Source organism: Klebsiella sp. R445, assembly GCF_051131755.1.
GTDB lineage: Bacteria > Pseudomonadota > Gammaproteobacteria > Enterobacterales > Enterobacteriaceae > Klebsiella > Klebsiella lignicola.
The window spans coordinates 3,159,577-3,177,319 of the sequence record NZ_CP180446.1 but is presented as its reverse complement, the minus strand read 5'-3'; the positions used below and the strand labels follow the sequence as shown (position 1 = coordinate 3,177,319).

The following is a 17,743-nucleotide window of genomic DNA, read 5'->3' as shown; positions in this document are numbered from 1 at the left end:
GCAACTCGTGCTGCCATGCAATAGCCATTACTCTGTACCCCACTATTTTCCCGGGGGTCTTATGGCACGCTTTCTGATCTGTAGTTTTGCGCTGGTTTTGCTCTATCCATCCGGCATCGATATGTATCTGGTGGGGCTGCCGCGGATTGCGCAGGATCTCGGTGCCAGCGAAGCGCAGCTGCATATCGCATTCTCGGTCTATCTGGCCGGTATGGCCGCCGCGATGCTGTTTGCCGGCAGAATTGCCGATAAATCCGGGCGTAAGCCGGTCGCGCTGTTCGGCTCGGCGGTGTTTATTCTCGCCTCCGTGCTCTGCGCACATGCACATACCAGCGACCTCTTTCTGGTTGGGCGCTTTATGCAGGGCATCGGCGCCGGAAGCTGCTACGTGGTCGCTTTCGCCGTCCTGCGCGATACCCTCGACGATCGCCGCCGTGCGAAAGTCCTGTCGCTGTTGAACGGCATCACCTGCATTATCCCGGTTCTGGCACCGGTACTGGGCCACCTGATTATGCTGAAGTACCCGTGGCAAAGCCTGTTCTATACCATGACCGGCATGGGGGTGATGGTCGGCCTGCTCTCGGTCTTTCTCCTGCGGGAAACGCGACCTGCAGCGCCTTCGCTGGCGACCACCGGGCAGGATACGGTTGCTGAATCACTGCTGAACCGCTTTTTCCTCAGCCGCATCGCCATTACCACCCTCAGCGTCACGGCGATCCTGACCTACGTGAATGTCTCGCCGGTATTGATGATGGAAGAGATGGGGTTCGATCGCGGGCAATATTCAATGGCGATGGCCTTAATGGCGCTGGTGAGCATGATGGTGTCGTTCTCCACTCCCTTCGCCCTCACGATATTTAAACCCCGCACCCTGATGCTGACCTCGCAGGTGATGTTCCTGCTTGCCGGTGTCTTGCTCAGCCTTGCCACCAGCCAGACAATCACCCTGCTGGGCCTGGCGCTGATATGCGCCGGTTTCTCGGTGGGGTTTGGCGTGGCCATGAGCCAGGCTCTGGGGCCATTTACCCTGCGGGCGGGCGTGGCCAGCTCCGTGCTGGGGATTGCTCAGGTCTGCGGTTCGTCGTTATGGATTTGGCTGGCGGCGATTGTGGGGCTGAGTGCAATGAATATGCTGATCGGGATACTCATTGGCTGTAGCATAGTGAGCCTTGTACTGATTCTGGCCACCTCCCCAGCACGGGTCGCGCAACACTATGAAGAAGCCCCTGTCGAGTCTCGATCTTAATTTATTACTCTGCCTGCAGCTTCTGACGCAGGAGCATAGCGTAACCCGCACGGCGAAACGGATGAACGTTTCGCCGTCGGCGGTGAGCAAATCGTTAGCCAAGCTGCGCGCGTGGTTTGACGATCCCTTGTTTGTCAAAACCCCGCTCGGCCTGTCACCGACGCCATTGATGTCCAGCATGGAGCAGGATCTGGCGGACTGGATGCAGATCGGTCACCAGATCCTCGATAAGCCTCATCATGCCACGCCAAGCGGCCTGAAGTTCGAACTGGCGGCGGAATCACCGCTGCTGATGATCCTGTTTAACACCTTGTCGCAGCAGATCTATCAGCGCTATCCCCAGGCGCTGATCCGCCTGCGAAACTGGGATTACGATTCGCTGGACGCGATTATTCGCGGCGAGGTCGACATCGGATTTTGCGGGCGGGAAACGCATCCGCGTTCACGGGAGCAGTTAAGCCAGCTACCGTGGTATATCGATTTTGACGTCCTGTTTACCGACCTGCCTCTGGTCTGGCTACGTGAAGATCACCCGGCCCTCACCGAGGAGTGGAATCTGGAGACCTTTTTACGCTACCCGCATATCAATATCAGCTGGGAGCAGAGCGATACATGGGCGCTGGATGACATTCTGCACGATATGGGGCACAAACGAACCGTCGCGTTAACCTTGCCGGGCTTTGAGCAGTCGCTGTTTATGGCGGCCCAGCCACATCACACCATGCTGGCGACCGCGCCGCGCTATTGCCATCACTACAACCGCCAGCACCACCTCCCGCTGGTGTCGCGCCCGCTGCCGCTGGAGCCTCAGCTACTAGAAAAAACGCGTGTGCCGTTCACCCTGCTGTGGCATAAACGTAATAGCAGTAACCCGAAGATCGTCTGGCTCAGAGAGACCCTCAAACAGCTCTATCAGGGCCCGTTATAAGCCGATTTTGTTGCCCTTTCTCTCCTGCCTGCGCAAGAAATTGTAAAGTTCGCATAAATACCCTTTTCAAGGGGGGAATTCCGCATTAAAACCTATCAATACCAGGTGATAATAGACCTCAGAATTTTCCAATGACCATTAATCACGGAGCGACGAATGGCAACGCATTTTGCAAGAGGGATACTCAGCACCAGGGAGCCGCTATCGACACGACTGTCAGCGGCCTGCTATCAATCAGCCCAGCGCCTGCCCGAGTATCGGCAGAGTCGCTACCGCGCATCACGTTCACTGCTCGCCGAGCTGCTGTTTATGCTGTATGGCATTAGCGAGCTGCCCGATATCATCACCGACGACAACGGCCGACCGGTCTTTTCCGATCCCAATCTGCCGCGCTTTTCCATCTCCTATGCCGGGAATATTGTCGGCGTCGCACTGACCACCGAAGGCGACTGTGGGCTGGATATGGAACTCCAGCACGCCTCGCGCGGGATCCATCCGCTGCACGACCCTAACCGCTATGTATTCAACAGCAATGAGAATTTGTGGATTAACATCCAGCACGATCCCGATGAAGCACGCGCCCAGCTGGTAGCACTGCGTCGGAGCGCGCTGAAGCTGACCGGTGAAGACCCGGTGCGCCTGCAGCTGCTGCCCGGCGCGGGTCGCCTGCGAACCACCAACATACAGCCTGTAGAGGCCCTCTGCGATGCAGAAACGGTGCTGGTGTGGTCTATTGCCGCCACCCCCGCCATCGGCCAGCTCAAAGTCTGGGAATATCAGCATCAGGAAGGCTGGCGTAATCTGCCGGACGCCCAGATGCGGGCAAAAGAGTCCGCCGCCCGGTTGATGCGTTTTACCAGCCTCCCCGTAGAAAAAGCACTCTCCCTCAACTGACCGGTCAGTCCGGCCATCATGATGCAAAGGAGCAATCATGTCTGATACGTTGAAAGTTGTTACGTTACTCGGAAGTCTGCGCAAAGGGTCTTTTAATGGCATGGTCGCCCGTACCCTGCCTGGGATCGCGCCGGCGAACATGGCGATCTCCGCGCTGCCATCCATTGGCGACATTCCGCTTTATGACGCGGATTTTCAGCAGGAAGAGGGATTCCCGCAAAGCGTGCAGGATATTGCGCAGCAGATTCGTGAAGCTGACGGCGTTGTTATCGTGACGCCGGAGTACAACTATTCGGTGCCGGGCGGCCTGAAGAATGCGATTGACTGGCTGTCGCGTCTGCCTGAGCAGCCGCTATCTGGTAAGCCGGTGCTGATCCAAACCAGTTCGATGGGGGCTATCGGCGGCGCGCGCTGCCAGTATCACCTCCGCCAGATTCTGGTGTTCCTCGACGCGATGGTGATGAACAAACCGGAGTTTATGGGCGGCGTGATTCAGAACAAAGTTGACCCGCAGTCGGGCGAGGTGGTCGATCAGAGCACGCTCGATCATCTGAGCGGACAGCTGAGCGCCTTTGGTGAGTATATTCAGCGTGTGAAAGCGTAAATAAATCACCCTCTCCCTGCGGGGAGAGGGTGTCGTGCGACACATTAATGGGCGTCGATAAACACAATTTTCAGCACAAACAGCAGTGACACGATAATCACGCATGGGCTGAGATCGCGCAGGCGACCGGTACCAATCTTCATCACGCAGTAAGAGATAAAACCTAACGCAATCCCTTCGGTAATCGAGAAGCTAAACGGCATCATCACCGCGGTAATAAACGCCGGTACCGCTTCCGTCAGATCGTCCCACTTCACGCGCGCCAGGCTGGACGTCATCAGCACACCCACGTAAATCAGTGCACCCGCAGCCGCATAGGCCGGCACCATTCCCGCCAGCGGTGACAGGAAAATCACCAGCAGGAACAGGAGCCCGACAACCACGGCCGTCAGACCGGTACGCCCGCCCACGGAGACGCCGGAGGAGGATTCGATATAGGCCGTCACCGAAGAGGTACCGATAAAGGAACCAGCCACCGATGAGATACTGTCGACAAACAGCGCCTGCTTCATACGCGGGAACTTACCTTTCTCATCGGCAAGACCGGCTTTGTCGGTCACGCCGATCAGGGTACCGGAAGAGTCGAACAGGTTAACCAGCATGAAGGAGAAGATGATGCCTGCCAGGCCGAGGTTAAACGAACCGGCTAAATCCACATGACCAATCACCGTGGTGATGCTCGGCGGCGCGGACACAATCCCGGTGTAGTGCACATCACCCAGCATCCAGCCTAACAGCGTCGTGACGACGATAGAGACCAGAACCGCCGCATGAATATTACGGGAGGCCAGGATGGCAATAATAAAGAAGCCGAGGATCCCCAGCAGCACGCTGTGAGAAGTCAGGTTACCGATGCTGACCAGCGTATCTTTGTTGGCCACAATCACGCCGGCGTTTTTCAGCCCCATCATGCCGATGAACAATCCGATACCGCTGGTGATCCCCACACGCAGGCTGACCGGAATATTGGCAATCATCCAGTAACGGACGCGGAAAATGGTCAGCAGCAGCAGGCCCACGGCGCCCCAGAAGATAGCCCCCATGCCCACCTGCCACGGCAGGCCCATGGCCTGTACGACGACAAAGGCAAAGAATGCGTTCAGACCCATTGCTGGCGCCAGCGCGACCGGCAGGTTAGCAAACAGCCCCATCAGAATACTACCGAAGGCGGCGATCAGACAGGTCGTCACAAACACGGCGCTGGTATCCATACCCGCCACGCCAAGAATTTGTGGGTTAACGAAAACAATGTAGACCATTGTCAAAAAGGTGGTGAAACCTGCTATCGCTTCGGTACGTGCCGTCGTGCCGTGTTCACGTAGTTTGAACACGCGCTCCAGCAGACCCTGGCCAGAAGACTGGCTGGTTTGTTGTTGACTCATTATCGGTTTCCGAACTTAAGGAGGGAAAATTCGTCGCTATCCTATACCAAAATGCGACACCAGGTGCAGTTGTATGGTAACTTTTTTTCATTGAATTTGCTTATACGGCAACGATTGCGTGGCACCAATACGCATTACGAAAACGTTAAACTTGTTTAAATGGAAACGGCATGTCTCAAATAGAAGCTCTGTTTTTCGACTGTGACGGAACGCTGGTCGACAGCGAGGTGATCTGTTCCCGCGCCTATGTTCACATGTTCAACGCGTTCGGCATTACGCTGGATCTTGAAGAAATCTTCAAACGTTTCAAGGGGGTAAAACTCTACGAAATCATCGACACCATCAACGAAGAGTACGGCGTCAACCTGCGAAAACCGGAGCTTGAACCGATTTATCGGGCAGAAGTCGCGCGCCTGTTTGACTCCGAGCTGCAGGCTATCGCCGGTGCGGAAACGCTGCTGGATGCGGTCAGCGTGCCGATGTGCGTCGTCTCTAACGGCCCGGTCAGCAAAATGCAGCACTCGCTCGGGAGAACCGGCATGTTGCACCATTTTCCTGAACAACTGTACAGCGGCTACGATATCCAGCGCTGGAAGCCTGATCCGGCGCTGATGTTTCACGCGGCAAAAGCGCTGAACGTTAACGTTGAGAACTGCATTCTGGTGGATGATTCCAGCGCGGGCGCGCAGTCAGGAATCGATGCTGGCATGGAGGTCTTTTACTTCTGCGCCGATCCGCACAACAAACCGATCGACCATCCAAAAGTGACGACCTTTACCGATCTGGCACAGTTGCCAGCGCTATGGAAAGCACGAGGGTGGGAGGTAACGCGTTAAGAGCCTGCTCGGCCGGGCTACGCTGCTCTGTAGCCCGGCACGCGCCGTATCGCCGGGATTACTCTTTCGGGTCTTTACCCGCCAGCAGTTTGTCCAGCTCGTCGCCGCCAACGTGACGGAAGTCCTGACCCTTCACGAAGTAGAAGATGTATTCGCAAATGTTCTGGCAACGGTCGCCGATACGCTCGATTGAACGGGCGCAGAACAGGGCGGTCAGCACGCTGGGGATGGTGCGTGAATCTTCCATCATGTAGGTCATCAACTGACGCACGATGCCCTCATATTCCTGATCGACTTTCTTATCTTCGCGATAAATACGCACCGCTTCGTCCAGATCCATGCGTGCAAAAGCGTCCAGCACATCATGCAGCATCTGCACGGTGTGACGTCCCAGCGACTCCAGGCTGACCAGCAACGGCTGGTGCTGCTGAGAAAACTTCTCCAGCGCGGTGCGGCAGATTTTATCCGCGACGTCGCCGATACGTTCCAGCTCGGCGATGGTTTTGATGATCGCCATCACCAGGCGCAGGTCGCTGGCGGTAGGCTGGCGTTTCGCGATGATGCGCACGCAGGCTTCATCGATCGCGACTTCCATCATGTTGACCTGCTTATCGCCGTCAATAACTCTTTTTGCCAGCTCGCTGTCCTGATTGTGCATCGCGGTGATGGCATCAGAAAGCTGCTGTTCCACCAGCCCACCCATGGTCAATACCTGGGTGCGGATATACTCCAGTTCAGCATTGAACTGGCCGGAAATATGTTTATTAAGGTTTAAATTATCCATCATTTCTCCAGATGCCCAAAAGAGTTCGAGCGAGAGCAAGGCAGCAACTGCGCGAATCCCCGGGAGCGTAGTCTACTACGTGACCGGGGTAAGCAAAGGCAGCCAACGCGGTTATCGCTTGAAAGCTGAAGGGCATATCAACCGTAGCGGCCAGTAATATAATCTTCAGTTTGCTTCTTCGCGGGCTTGGTAAACAGATCGTCCGTGTTACTGAATTCAATCAGCTCGCCAAGATACATAAATGCCGTATGGTCTGAACAACGCGCAGCCTGCTGCATGTTGTGGGTAACGATAACGACGGTGTAATCCTGTTTCAGCTCGGTGATCAGCTCTTCAATGCGCCCGGTGGAGATTGGGTCCAGCGCTGAACACGGCTCATCAAGCAACAATACTTCCGGGCGGATCGCGATACCGCGGGCGATGCACAGACGCTGCTGCTGGCCACCGGAGAGCGAATAGCCGCTCTGGTGCAGTTTATCTTTGGTTTCGTTCCATAACGCGGCCTTGGTCAACGCCCACTGCACGCGCTCGTCCATATCCGCACGGGACAGCTTTTCAAACAGGCGCACACCGAAGGCGATATTGTCATAAATCGACATTGGGAACGGCGTCGGCTTCTGGAAAACCATGCCCACTTTCGCCCGCAGCAGCGCAATATCCTGAGTATTGGTCAGAATATTGTCGCCATCCAGCAGGATCTCGCCTTCGGCGCGCTGCTCCGGATACAGCTGGAACATTTTGTTAAAGGTACGCAGCAGCGTTGATTTACCACAGCCTGACGGACCGATAAACGCCGTAACCTGGTTTTTGGTGATATCCAGGTTAATGTTTTTCAGGGCATGGAATTTTCCGTAGTAGAAGTTCAGGTTACGAACTGAAAGTTTACCCGGGGTCGCATTTACCATACTCATCAATCTCTTCCTCATTCGGCGCCGCATTTCGCCGCGCCGCAAAAATTAACCGTGTTTATTCTTCGCGAAAATAACGCGCGCCAGAATGTTCAGCAGCAATACGCACAGGGTGATAATCAATACCCCGGCCCATGCCAGTTGCTGCCACTCCGCGAACGGACTCATGGCAAATTTGAAAATGGTCACCGGCAGGTTAGCGATCGGCTGCATCATATCGGTGCTCCAGAACTGGTTGGAGAGCGCGGTAAACAGCAGCGGTGCCGTTTCCCCGGCGATACGTGCGATCGCCAGCAAGATCCCGGTCATAATGCCAGATACCGAGGCCTTCAGAGTGATCGCGGAAATCATTTTCCATTTCGGCGTCCCCAGCGCATACGCGGCTTCACGCAGGCTATCCGGCACCAGTTTCAACATGTTTTCGGTGGTACGAATAACAATAGGAACCTGCAACAGCGCCAGCGCAATCACGCCAGCCCAGCCGGAAAAGTGCTGCATCTGCGCGACCACGATGGTGTAGACAAACAGCCCCACCACGATAGACGGTGCGGAAAGCAGAATGTCGTTAATAAAACGAATCACTTCCGCCAGAATCGACTTACGGCCATATTCCGCCAGATAAATCCCCGCCATGATGCCCAGTGGCGTACCAAAAATCGTCGACCACAGGATCAGCAGGCCGCTGCCCGCCAGGGCGTTTGCCAGACCACCGCCTGCGGTGTTCGGCGGCGGCGTCATTTCGGTAAACAGCGCCAGGCTCATGCCATCAAAGCCACGGGTGATGGTGGCCATCAGGATCCAGATAAGCCAGAACAGACCGAAGGCCATAGTGCCCATAGAAAGCGTCAGGGCGATGCGGTTTTTCAACCGACGTTTGGCCTGCATCTTACGGCGGGATTCCGCCAGTTCTGCGGTGGTTTGCAATTCGATCGTCGCCATTAACGAGCTCCCTCATTCTTCGCCAGACGCATCACCATGAACTTCGATGCGGCCAGAACAATAAAGGTAATCACGAACAGGATCAGCCCCAGCTCCATCAGCGCTGCCACGTGCAGGCCGCTTTCAGCTTCGGCAAACTCATTCGCCAGTGCGGAGGTAATACTGTTGCCCGGCATATACAGCGACGCGCTATCCAGCTGGTAGGTGTTGCCGATGATAAAGGTCACCGCCATGGTTTCCCCCAGCGCACGCCCCAGACCCAGCATCACCCCGCCAATAACCCCGTTCTTGGTAAAAGGCAGCACGATGCGCCAGATAACTTCCCAGGTGGTGCAGCCGATACCATAGGCCGACTCTTTCATCATGACCGGCGTCTGTTCGAACACATCACGCATCACCGCCGCAATGTACGGGATGATCATGATGGCGAGGATCACGCCAGCGGCCAGAATACCGATGCCAAACGCCGGACCGGAAAACAGGGCGCCAACAAACGGGATCGTCGATAGTACGTTGCCGACCGGCTCCTGGAAGTACTTCGCAAACAGCGGGGCAAAGATAAACAGGCCCCACATGCCATAAACAATACTCGGGATAGCCGCCAGCAGCTCAATCGCGATACCAAGAGGACGCTTCAGCCAGGCAGGAGAAAGTTCGGTCAGGAACAGCGCGATACCAAAACTCACCGGGACGGCAATCAGTAACGCAATAAACGAGGTCACCAGCGTCCCGTAGATGGGCACCAGCGCACCGAAGATTTCGTTTGGCGCATCCCACTCTTTGGTCCACAAAAAGGAAAAACCAAACTTCTGAATGCTTGGCCAGGAAGAAATAATGAGGGAAACGATGATGCCGCCCAGCATCAATAGCACAATCAGCGCCGCCAGTTTGACCAGCACGCTGAAAATTATGTCACCCTTTTTCCCCGGAGGGTTAAATGCCGGCTTGGTTGCAGCCATAAGTTACTCTTTCTGTTTGGGCCTGGAAGCGCGCATTTTACCGTGCCTCCTGGCTAACGTAATGCTATACCCTAAATAATCCGAGTTGCAGCCCACGCAGCTGCAACTCGAAGTGTGGCGGGTATTTAGTACAGCGCTTTACCGCTGCTGTCTTTCACGTTGGTTTTCCATGCAGCACGAACCTGCTCAACCACGCTTTCCGGCAGCGTTGCGTAATCCAGGGCGTTAGCTTCTTTACCGCCGTTTTTGTACGCCCAGTCAAAGAACTTCAGCACTTCTGCTGTCTGCTCCGGTTTGGTGGTCGCTTTGTGTACCAGGATAAAGGTCGTTGAGGTGATCGGCCATGCATTCTCACCTTTCTGGTTGGTCAGATCCTGTGCGAAGGATTTGCTCCAGTCGATACCTTTTGCGGCGTTAGCAAAGTTATCTTCGGTCGGGCTGACCGGCTTGCCATCTGCGGAGAGCAGCTTGGTATAAGCCAGGTTGTTCTGCTTAGCGTAAGCGTATTCAACGTAGCCAATGGAACCCGGCAGACGCTGAACGAAAGCCGCGATACCGTCGTTCCCTTTACCGCCCAGACCGGTCGGCCAGTTAACGGTAGAGCCCGCGCCAATCTTAGATTTCCACTCTTCGCTCACTTTTGACAGGTAGCTGGTGAACACGAAGGAAGTACCCGAGCCATCAGCGCGACGCACGACAGCAATGTTCTGCGAAGGCAGTTTCATACCTGGGTTGAGTTTAGCGATCGCTTCATCATCCCACTTCTTAATTTTGCCGAGGTAGATATCGCCCAGCGTTTTACCGTCCAGTACCAGCTCACCAGACTTCACACCCGGCAGGTTGATTGCCAGCACCACGCCGCCGATCACGGTCGGGAACTGGAACAGGCCTTCCTGCGCCAGCTTGTCATCAGACAGAGGAGCATCAGAAGCACCGAAATCAACGGTGTTAGCAATAATCTGTTTTACACCACCGGAAGAGCCGATCCCCTGGTAGTTCACTTTATTGCTGGTTTCTTTCTGATAGGTATCAGCCCATTTGGCATACACCGGAGCAGGGAAAGTTGCGCCCGCGCCAGTCAGACTTGCTGCTGCAAAAGCAGAGAAAGCGCTCATCGATAAGGTCGCGGCGACAACTGTTGCGACGGTGGTACGCATAACGTTCATAATGTCTCCTGCTGGGTTCGTAAATTGTTGTTTCAAGGCTATGGTGAGCAAAATAGGACAAAGAGGTGACAGTAAAATGTACGAATTATTACAGTTTTATGACACCCAAAAAGATGGCGTTCGCGGAAAAATAAAAACAATATAAATCATAGTGTTATCTTCTTTCGTGACCGAAACATTGCAGGAAAATTTTCTTTTTATGACACGTAAGATCGTAGTCGAAGATGACAGTTTGTCATAAACCAGCGCCCGGTCATTTTTTTTCGGGACGATGAAAAAAGCGCTGGAAAGGATAAAAAAAGGGCCGCCGAATGGCAGCCCTTGTCACGACAGGTGTTGTTTTATTCTACGGTGACCGATTTCGCCAGGTTACGCGGCTGGTCAACGTCGGTACCTTTAATCAGCGCGACGTGATAAGCCAGCAGCTGCAGCGGCACGGTGTAGAAGATCGGCGCAATCACCTCTTCCACATGCGGCATTTCGATGATGTGCATGTTGTCGCTGCTGTTGAACCCGGCCTCGCCGTCGGCGAAGACGTACAGCTGACCCCCACGGGCGCGAACTTCCTCAATGTTGGATTTCAGTTTTTCCAGCAGTTCGTTGTTCGGTGCCACCACAATCACCGGCATTTCAGCGTCAATCAGTGCCAGAGGCCCATGTTTCAGCTCGCCTGCCGCGTAGGCTTCCGCGTGGATGTAAGAGATCTCTTTCAGTTTCAGCGCCCCTTCCAGAGCGATCGGGTACTGATCGCCACGGCCGAGGAACAGCGCATGGTGCTTATCAGAGAAGTTCTCGGCCAGCGCTTCAATACGCTTATCCTGAGACAGCATCTGCTCAATACGGTTTGGCAGAGCCTGCAGACCATGCACAATATCGTGCTCAATCGCCGCATCCTGGCCTTTGAGGCGCGACAGTTTTGCCACCAGCAGCAGCAGGACGGTCAGTTGAGTGGTGAAAGCTTTGGTCGAGGCGACGCCAATCTCGGTGCCCGCTTTGGTCATTAATGACAAATCGGACTCACGCACCAGCGAAGAGCCGGCAACGTTACAAATCGCCAGTGAACCGAGGTAGCCCAGCTCTTTTGACAAACGCAGAGCGGCCAGAGTATCAGCCGTCTCGCCAGACTGAGAGAGGGTGATCATCAGGCTGTTGCGGCGCACCGCTGATTTGCGATAGCGGAATTCAGAGGCGATTTCGACGTCACAAGGAACGCCAGCCAGCGCTTCAAACCAGTAGCGAGAAACCATACCGGAGTTGTACGAGGTCCCGCAGGCGACGATCTGGATATGCTCAACCTGAGACAGCATCTCGTTGGCATTGGCCCCCAGCTCGCTGAGATCCACTTCACCATGGCTGATACGCCCGGAGAGCGTGTTTTTAATGGCGTTTGGCTGCTCGTAAATCTCTTTCTGCATGTAGTGGCGATAGATACCTTTATCACCGGCGTCATATTGCAGGTTGGATTCGATATCCGGGCGTTTCACTTCCGCGCCTGATTTATCGAAGATCACAACGGAACGGCGCGTAACTTCAGCAATATCTCCCTCTTCAAGGAAGATAAAGCGGCGAGTCACCGGCAGCAGCGCCAGCTGATCGGAAGCGATGAAGTTTTCCCCCATCCCCAGACCGATAACCAGCGGGCTACCAGAACGGGCAGCCAGCAACGTCGCCGGATCGCGGGTATCCATAATCACCGTGCCGTAAGCACCCCGCAGCTGAGGGATGGTGCGCAGCACGGCTTCGCGCAGCGTACCGCCTTGTTCCAGCTCCCAATGCACCAGGTGAGCAATCACCTCGGTGTCGGTCTCTGAGACAAAGACATAGCCGCGGGACTGCAGCAGTTCTCGCAGCGGTTCGTGGTTTTCGATGATACCGTTATGGACCACCACAATGTGTTCAGAAACATGCGGATGCGCGTTGCCTTCTGACGGTTCGCCATGCGTCGCCCAGCGGGTATGGGCAATCCCGGTACCGCCGTGTAACGGCTGCTCTTCGACAGCCTGAGCCAGCATCTGGACTTTACCAAGGCGACGAACGCGGGACATATGTCCTTCGTTATCAACCACTGCCAGACCGGCAGAGTCATAGCCACGGTATTCCAGACGACGTAAACCTTCGAGAAGGATTTCAGCAATATCACGCTGCGCGACTGCGCCAACAATTCCACACATAGTTAAATTTCCTGATAATGGCGTTATGCCATGCGTTGTCGCCGACCTATATGCCCTTTTCGAGCGCCCCGAGCCTTGTAGAGAGTGGGGTTATTTTTATGGTACTGCCTGCGGACGGGGAACTATGTTGTTCCTCTCATCCTGATTCGCCGGACTATTTTCATACCCGGCGACAATCCAAAAATTACTTTTTCTTCACCGGACGTTGCCAGCCCTGTTTATGGACCTGCGGCACGCGGCTTAATACCAGTTCGTTATCGGCAATGTCGCGCGTCACCGTGGTACCGGCGGCGATGGTCACGCCATTTCCTACAGTCACCGGCGCCACCAACTGCGTATCGGAACCGACAAACACATCGTCGCCGATGATGGTTTTAAACTTATTGGCGCCATCGTAGTTACAGGTAATGGTACCGGCGCCGATATTAACGTTATCGCCAATCTCCGCATCACCCAGATAGCTAAGATGACCGGCTTTCGATCCTTTGCCCAGACGCGCTTTTTTCATTTCGACGAAGTTGCCAACATGGGCACCTTCCAGCAGTTCAGCACCTGGACGCAAACGCGCGAACGGTCCAATGGTGCAGGCGGCATGCAGATGAGCGTCTTCCACCACCGAATAGGGGCTGATCTCGCAGTCATCATCAATGCGGCTGTTTTTAATGATGCAGCCGGTGCCGATCTTCACGCGTTCGCCGAGAACAACGTTACCTTCCAGAATAACGTTAGTATCAATCTCAACATCGCGCCCGTGAGTCAGCGTTCCGCGCAGATCAAAACGTGCCGGATCGCGCAGCATCACGCCCGCTAACAGCAATTTTTCCGCTTGTTCAGACTGGTAGACGCGTTCCAGACGGGAGAGTTGCAGGCGGTTGTTCACCCCTTCTACTTCGCTCAAACGCTGCGGATGTACGGCAACGATTTCCCGGCCTTCCTGGTAGGCCATAGCGATAATGTCGGTGATGTAGTATTCACCCTGCACGTTGTTATTGGTTAGCTTCGCCAGCCAGCGTTTTAAATCCGCCCCGCCGGCGATCAAAATCCCGGTATTGATTTCCTGAATTTGACGCTGTTCATCGCTGGCATCTTTGTGCTCAACAATGCCGGTGACCTGGCCGTTTTCACGCGTGATGCGCCCATAGCCACTCGGATCGTCCAGCTTGACCGTCAGCAGGCCAATGCCGCCCTGCGGCTTGGCCGCACGCAGACGCTTGAGCGTATCGACAGAGATCAGCGGCACATCGCCATATAGCATCATGATGTCTTCATCATCACGGAAGAACGGCGCCGCCTGCTGCATCGCATGGCCGGTACCGAGCTGTTCGGCCTGTAAGACCCAGTTCAGATTGTCTTCATGCAGCGTCTGACGCAGCAGATCGCCGCCGTGCCCGTACACCAGATGTACGGCAGTGGCGCCTAAATCTTTAGTAGCATCAATAACATGTTGCACCATTGGCTTCCCGGCCAGGGAGTGCAGCACCTTAGGAAGATCGGAATACATGCGGGTCCCTTTGCCTGCGGCAAGGATAACCACGCTCATCGCACTGTTTGACATACGCATCCTGACAGCTGTTAGAACGAAAAGTAAAAGCCTTTCACGTTGAAATATCTACATATTTTTCATCATGAAACGAGACAAGGAGAAAACGCCCTGGCTCAACGATATACACCATTTTATGGCGCTATTTTTCACCAGTGCAAATGAGTTTATCTCCTAAAAAACATAACAAAGGAGATAAAAGGCTGCTATCTCACTGCTTTTCTTGTTTTTTCGATGAATGAATAAAGCTCACGTTAAAAAATAAAACGATATTTCAATATTCAGTTATTGTGACACGGTAAATAGAAACACCATTTCATTATCATGATAATGCTGGTCAATATTTACCCTGGAGCAAAAAATGAATAACAAAATACCTTTGGCATTAGCCCTTTGCAGCACAATTATCGCATTGCCGCTGCAGGCTGACGAGCAACATCTCTGGCGAGGCATCGCGTTTGGTCAATCGACTGACGTTAATTTTTCTTCTAACGTGCTGACGGATAAAATCGGCGTCAACGATGTAACCATCGCGGGAAAAAAGCTAACCCCACAAGATGTTGCCGATCTCAGCGCGCCGGTCACCATTGAAAGCCGTGGCGGAAAAATTGCCAACTCGCACGATGGCCTGACCTTCTTTTATACCGAGCTACCGTCAGGCGAGAACTTTGTCCTGCAGGCAACGGTGAAGGTCGATCAGTTTGGCCCGGAAAACGGCGCCCTGCCGGCGGCACAGGAAGGGGCCGGCCTGCTGGTGCGTGATGTCATCGGCAATCCGCGCCACCAGCCTTTAATGGTTGGTTACGAAGAGTTTCCGGCAGCTTCCAATATGGTCATGAACGCCATCATGACGCAGGATAAAAAAGATCACGACCGCGTGAAGCTGCAGGCTATCGCTCGTGACGGGATTACCCAGCCCTGGGGGAACGCAGGCTCTTCTATCAATAAGCTGAGTTATAAAGAAAACGTTGATGTGAAGCAGACGCCTGAATTCCAGCTGCGACTGGAACGCACCAACGAGGGGTTTATCACGTCGTGGGCGCCGGTCGGCAGCGATGCCTGGGTTAGCCAAAATGTACCGCATGCCGATCTGGTTACCCGGCAGGATAAAGACAACTACTATGTCGGCTTTTTTGCTTCACGTAATGCGAAGATAACCGTCAGTAACGCCTCCCTGGTGACCTCTCCCGCCCAAACTGTGGTCTCTAAACCGTATGTTGCCAAAGCCTGGCCGGTGGTCATGCAAATCGCATCAGGGGCCACCAGCCAACGTGCCGATTATGTGCTGCAGGTTCGGGCAAATTACGATGGTGACTTTACCGTCCGTCAGGACGAAGTCACCATCGGGCAAAACAAAAAGGTTAAAGCGGGTGAGATGCTGACCCAACCTGCGACGCTCAAAGAGAAGAGTACCTTTGAGATTGATTTTACCCCCGCCGGTGGCCAAAAGCCCGTGGCACAACGAGTGACGGTTGAGCACAACCCGCGCATTTCAGGCAACACGCTGTACGTCGCGCCTCAGGGGCAGGCTGATGCTAAAGGGACGGCAGATTCTCCGCTCGATCTCTCCACCGCCGTGGAAATGCTGCCGCCGGGAGGCAAGATTGTGTTAGCTGCCGGAGACTACCCGCAAACGGTCATTCCACTGCAGGCCAGTGGACTGAAAGACAGCAGTAAAACGCTGCAGGCCGATGGTAAAGCCGTTATTCACGGTCTGTTACTGGATGCGAGCTACTGGCATATCAACGGGATCTCGGTCACCGATAAAAGCCTGCGTATCCAGGGAAGTCATAATCTGATCGAAAACGTCACCGCCTACAAAAACGATGATACCGGGATCCAGATTTCCTCTCCGGATAAGATCGGTCGCCCGCTGTGGGCCAGCTATAACCGGGTCATTAACTCAGAATCCTTCAAAAATGCCGATCCCGGTAAGATTAACGCCGATGGTTTTGCGGTCAAAATGCGGGTCGGGGAAGGGAACCGTCTGGAAGGGTGCTACGCACACGACAATATCGACGATGGCTTCGACCTGTTCAACAAGATTGAAGACGGCGCCAATGGCGTTGTGGTGATCGAGAATTCAATTGCGCAGAACAACACCAGCAACGGGTTCAAGCTCGGCGGGGAAGGGCAGCCGGTGGCGCACGAGGTGCGTAACAGCATTGCGATTGGCAACCATCTGGACGGGTTCACCGATAATTTCAACCCCGGCAAGCTGGTGGTGGTCAATAACGTGGCGGTCGATAACCAGCGCTTTAACTATATTTTCCGCCCGAGCCCTTATGGTAAGCCCGACACTCAGGGCCACTTCAGCGACAACCTGTCGCTGCGTAGCCAGCCGGGGAAATATGATGACGCCGTCGTTGGCAACATCGAGGCAAACAACTACTTCATTAGTGACGGTAAAAGCGTAGACGCGGAAGGAAAAACCATTCAGAGCGCCGATTATGAAACCCTGGCGCTGCCGGACCCGTTGTTACGTCGCGATGACGGGAGCTTTGCTACCGGGGACTTCCTCAGCCGCAACTAGTCTGTTGCGTTTTCTGGAAGAGCACAAACACAAAGGTCGCCCTCAGGCGACCTTTTTTCTTTTCTGCTTTACACCGCATGTGTTGTCGTTTTAGTTAGCGGGACAGCGCAAATGCAGTCTGGAAAGTTTTATTCTCAGTTGTTGAAAGTACCAAAGGTAACGTTCATAGCACTGAAGAAAGCGACGATTTTATTGATCAGTTTCATAATGACTTCCTGGATAGCGATTAATTTTGATGGATTATTTTTTGTGACTCACATCACAAAACAAAGTCTACGCCTCATTTTTTAATCGATCAACAAAAATGAGACATTCATCACAAAAATATTGAACTCGCTTTTTAGTTTCATCTTTTCTGAAACGGAACCATAAAAAAAGCCAGCCTGGAAACCAGACTGGCTTTTTAACTTTCAAGCCGGTGTTACATCGCTTTTTTGGTCAACTCGATAACGCGCAGTTTGGCGATCGCTTTGGCCAGTTCCGCAGACGCCTGAGCGTAATCTACGTCGCCGTGAGAGCTGTTGATATGCTCTTCGGCTTTACGCTTCGATTCCAGGGCTCGCGCTTCGTCGAGATCCTGGCCACGAATTGCCGTATCAGCCAGAACGGTCGTGCTACCAGGCTGCACTTCAAGAATGCCGCCAGACAGGTAGATAAACTCTTCATGACCGTGCTGTTTAACGATGCGAATCATACCAGGCTTAATGGCGGTGAGCAGCGGTGCGTGACCCGGGTAAATACCCAGTTCACCTTCACTACCCGTTACCTGGATTTTTTCGACCAGACCAGAGAACATTTGTTTCTCTGCGCTGACGACGTCCAGGTGGTAAGTCATTGCCATATCACCCTCCGA

At 54.1% G+C, this 17,743-nt stretch carries 15 protein-coding genes; 6 read left to right on the top strand and 9 right to left on the bottom strand.

What is annotated here, in order from left to right:
* Positions 1-61: 61 nt before the first annotated feature.
* From ACMYSN_RS14840 to ACMYSN_RS14825, 4 genes are all read left to right on the top strand, one after another.
* Positions 62-1,246: an MFS transporter gene (locus ACMYSN_RS14840; protein ID WP_462495317.1), complete on the top strand. Its 1,185-nt coding sequence runs from the start codon at positions 62-64 to the stop codon at positions 1,244-1,246.
* Complete coding sequence (gene yidZ / locus ACMYSN_RS14835) at positions 1,215-2,174, top strand: LysR family transcriptional regulator (protein WP_462495316.1); 960 nt, start codon at positions 1,215-1,217, stop codon at positions 2,172-2,174. The genes ACMYSN_RS14840 and yidZ overlap by 32 nt, the downstream gene beginning before the upstream one ends.
* Before the next feature lie 309 nt (positions 2,175-2,483).
* Entirely contained in the window at positions 2,484-3,068 is a 585-nt protein-coding gene (locus ACMYSN_RS14830) for a 4'-phosphopantetheinyl transferase family protein (RefSeq protein ID WP_462498262.1), read from the top strand.
* 37 nt (positions 3,069-3,105) lie between these two features.
* Positions 3,106-3,672, top strand: a complete 567-nt coding sequence (locus ACMYSN_RS14825; RefSeq protein ID WP_123756982.1) for an NADPH-dependent FMN reductase — start codon at positions 3,106-3,108, stop codon at positions 3,670-3,672.
* Between the two features lie 44 nt (positions 3,673-3,716).
* Here the strand turns inward: ACMYSN_RS14825 and adeP are convergent, their stop codons facing one another.
* Entirely contained in the window at positions 3,717-5,054 is a 1,338-nt protein-coding gene (gene adeP, locus ACMYSN_RS14820) for an NCS2 family permease (protein WP_462495315.1), read from the bottom strand.
* Between the two features lie 170 nt (positions 5,055-5,224).
* On the opposite strand from adeP, the gene yieH reads away from it, so the two are divergent.
* Positions 5,225-5,890, top strand: coding sequence for a 6-phosphogluconate phosphatase (gene yieH, locus ACMYSN_RS14815; RefSeq protein ID WP_462495314.1), 666 nt, complete (start codon positions 5,225-5,227; stop codon positions 5,888-5,890).
* 58 nt (positions 5,891-5,948) lie between these two features.
* Here yieH and phoU read toward each other — a convergent pair whose 3' ends face one another.
* From phoU to glmU, 7 genes are all read right to left on the bottom strand, one after another.
* Entirely contained in the window at positions 5,949-6,674 is a 726-nt protein-coding gene (gene phoU, locus ACMYSN_RS14810; protein WP_123756979.1) for a phosphate signaling complex protein PhoU, read from the bottom strand.
* Positions 6,675-6,811: 137 nt separating this feature from the next.
* Positions 6,812-7,585 carry a phosphate ABC transporter ATP-binding protein PstB gene (gene pstB / locus ACMYSN_RS14805; protein WP_123756978.1) on the bottom strand — a complete coding sequence of 258 codons (774 nt, stop codon included), beginning with the start codon at positions 7,583-7,585 and terminating at the stop codon, positions 6,812-6,814.
* A gap of 45 nt (positions 7,586-7,630) precedes the next feature.
* Positions 7,631-8,521: a phosphate ABC transporter permease PstA gene (pstA, locus tag ACMYSN_RS14800; RefSeq protein ID WP_462495313.1), complete on the bottom strand. Its 891-nt coding sequence runs from the start codon at positions 8,519-8,521 to the stop codon at positions 7,631-7,633.
* Positions 8,521-9,480 carry a phosphate ABC transporter permease subunit PstC gene (pstC, locus tag ACMYSN_RS14795; protein WP_462495312.1) on the bottom strand — a complete coding sequence of 320 codons (960 nt, stop codon included), beginning with the start codon at positions 9,478-9,480 and terminating at the stop codon, positions 8,521-8,523. The genes pstA and pstC overlap by 1 nt, the downstream gene beginning before the upstream one ends.
* A gap of 125 nt (positions 9,481-9,605) precedes the next feature.
* A complete protein-coding gene (pstS, locus tag ACMYSN_RS14790) occupies positions 9,606-10,646 on the bottom strand; it encodes a phosphate ABC transporter substrate-binding protein PstS (RefSeq protein WP_462495311.1) in 1,041 nt (346 codons plus the stop codon).
* Positions 10,647-10,987: 341 nt separating this feature from the next.
* The gene (glmS, locus tag ACMYSN_RS14785) at positions 10,988-12,817 is read right to left on the bottom strand and encodes a glutamine--fructose-6-phosphate aminotransferase (protein ID WP_462495310.1); all 1,830 of its coding nucleotides are present in this window, start codon (positions 12,815-12,817) and stop codon (positions 10,988-10,990) included.
* 184 nt (positions 12,818-13,001) lie between these two features.
* Positions 13,002-14,372 carry a bifunctional N-acetylglucosamine-1-phosphate uridyltransferase/glucosamine-1-phosphate acetyltransferase gene (gene glmU, locus ACMYSN_RS14780; protein ID WP_462495309.1) on the bottom strand — a complete coding sequence of 457 codons (1,371 nt, stop codon included), beginning with the start codon at positions 14,370-14,372 and terminating at the stop codon, positions 13,002-13,004.
* A gap of 346 nt (positions 14,373-14,718) precedes the next feature.
* Between glmU and ACMYSN_RS14775 the strand changes: the two genes are divergently transcribed.
* Positions 14,719-16,890 carry a right-handed parallel beta-helix repeat-containing protein gene (locus ACMYSN_RS14775; protein WP_462495308.1) on the top strand — a complete coding sequence of 724 codons (2,172 nt, stop codon included), beginning with the start codon at positions 14,719-14,721 and terminating at the stop codon, positions 16,888-16,890.
* A 421-nt stretch (positions 16,891-17,311) separates the two neighbouring features.
* Here ACMYSN_RS14775 and ACMYSN_RS14770 read toward each other — a convergent pair whose 3' ends face one another.
* Positions 17,312-17,731 carry a F0F1 ATP synthase subunit epsilon gene (locus ACMYSN_RS14770; RefSeq protein WP_123756971.1) on the bottom strand — a complete coding sequence of 140 codons (420 nt, stop codon included), beginning with the start codon at positions 17,729-17,731 and terminating at the stop codon, positions 17,312-17,314.
* Positions 17,732-17,743 lie beyond the last annotated feature (12 nt).

Coding starts and splice junctions, on each gene's coding strand:
- phoU (WP_123756979.1), bottom strand. CDS start 6,674: ATGGATAATTTAAACCTTAATAAACATATTTCCGGCCAGTTCAATGCT.
- ACMYSN_RS14775 (WP_462495308.1), top strand. CDS start 14,719: ATGAATAACAAAATACCTTTGGCATTAGCCCTTTGCAGCACAATTATC.
- yieH (WP_462495314.1), top strand. CDS start 5,225: ATGTCTCAAATAGAAGCTCTGTTTTTCGACTGTGACGGAACGCTGGTC.
- glmS (WP_462495310.1), bottom strand. CDS start 12,817: ATGTGTGGAATTGTTGGCGCAGTCGCGCAGCGTGATATTGCTGAAATC.
- pstB (WP_123756978.1), bottom strand. CDS start 7,585: ATGAGTATGGTAAATGCGACCCCGGGTAAACTTTCAGTTCGTAACCTG.
- ACMYSN_RS14825 (WP_123756982.1), top strand. CDS start 3,106: ATGTCTGATACGTTGAAAGTTGTTACGTTACTCGGAAGTCTGCGCAAA.
- ACMYSN_RS14830 (WP_462498262.1), top strand. CDS start 2,484: ATGCTGTATGGCATTAGCGAGCTGCCCGATATCATCACCGACGACAAC.
- ACMYSN_RS14770 (WP_123756971.1), bottom strand. CDS start 17,731: ATGGCAATGACTTACCACCTGGACGTCGTCAGCGCAGAGAAACAAATG.
- pstC (WP_462495312.1), bottom strand. CDS start 9,480: ATGGCTGCAACCAAGCCGGCATTTAACCCTCCGGGGAAAAAGGGTGAC.
- pstS (WP_462495311.1), bottom strand. CDS start 10,646: ATGAACGTTATGCGTACCACCGTCGCAACAGTTGTCGCCGCGACCTTA.
- yidZ (WP_462495316.1), top strand. CDS start 1,215: ATGAAGAAGCCCCTGTCGAGTCTCGATCTTAATTTATTACTCTGCCTG.
- pstA (WP_462495313.1), bottom strand. CDS start 8,521: ATGGCGACGATCGAATTGCAAACCACCGCAGAACTGGCGGAATCCCGC.
- ACMYSN_RS14840 (WP_462495317.1), top strand. CDS start 62: ATGGCACGCTTTCTGATCTGTAGTTTTGCGCTGGTTTTGCTCTATCCA.
- adeP (WP_462495315.1), bottom strand. CDS start 5,054: ATGAGTCAACAACAAACCAGCCAGTCTTCTGGCCAGGGTCTGCTGGAG.
- glmU (WP_462495309.1), bottom strand. CDS start 14,372: ATGTCAAACAGTGCGATGAGCGTGGTTATCCTTGCCGCAGGCAAAGGG.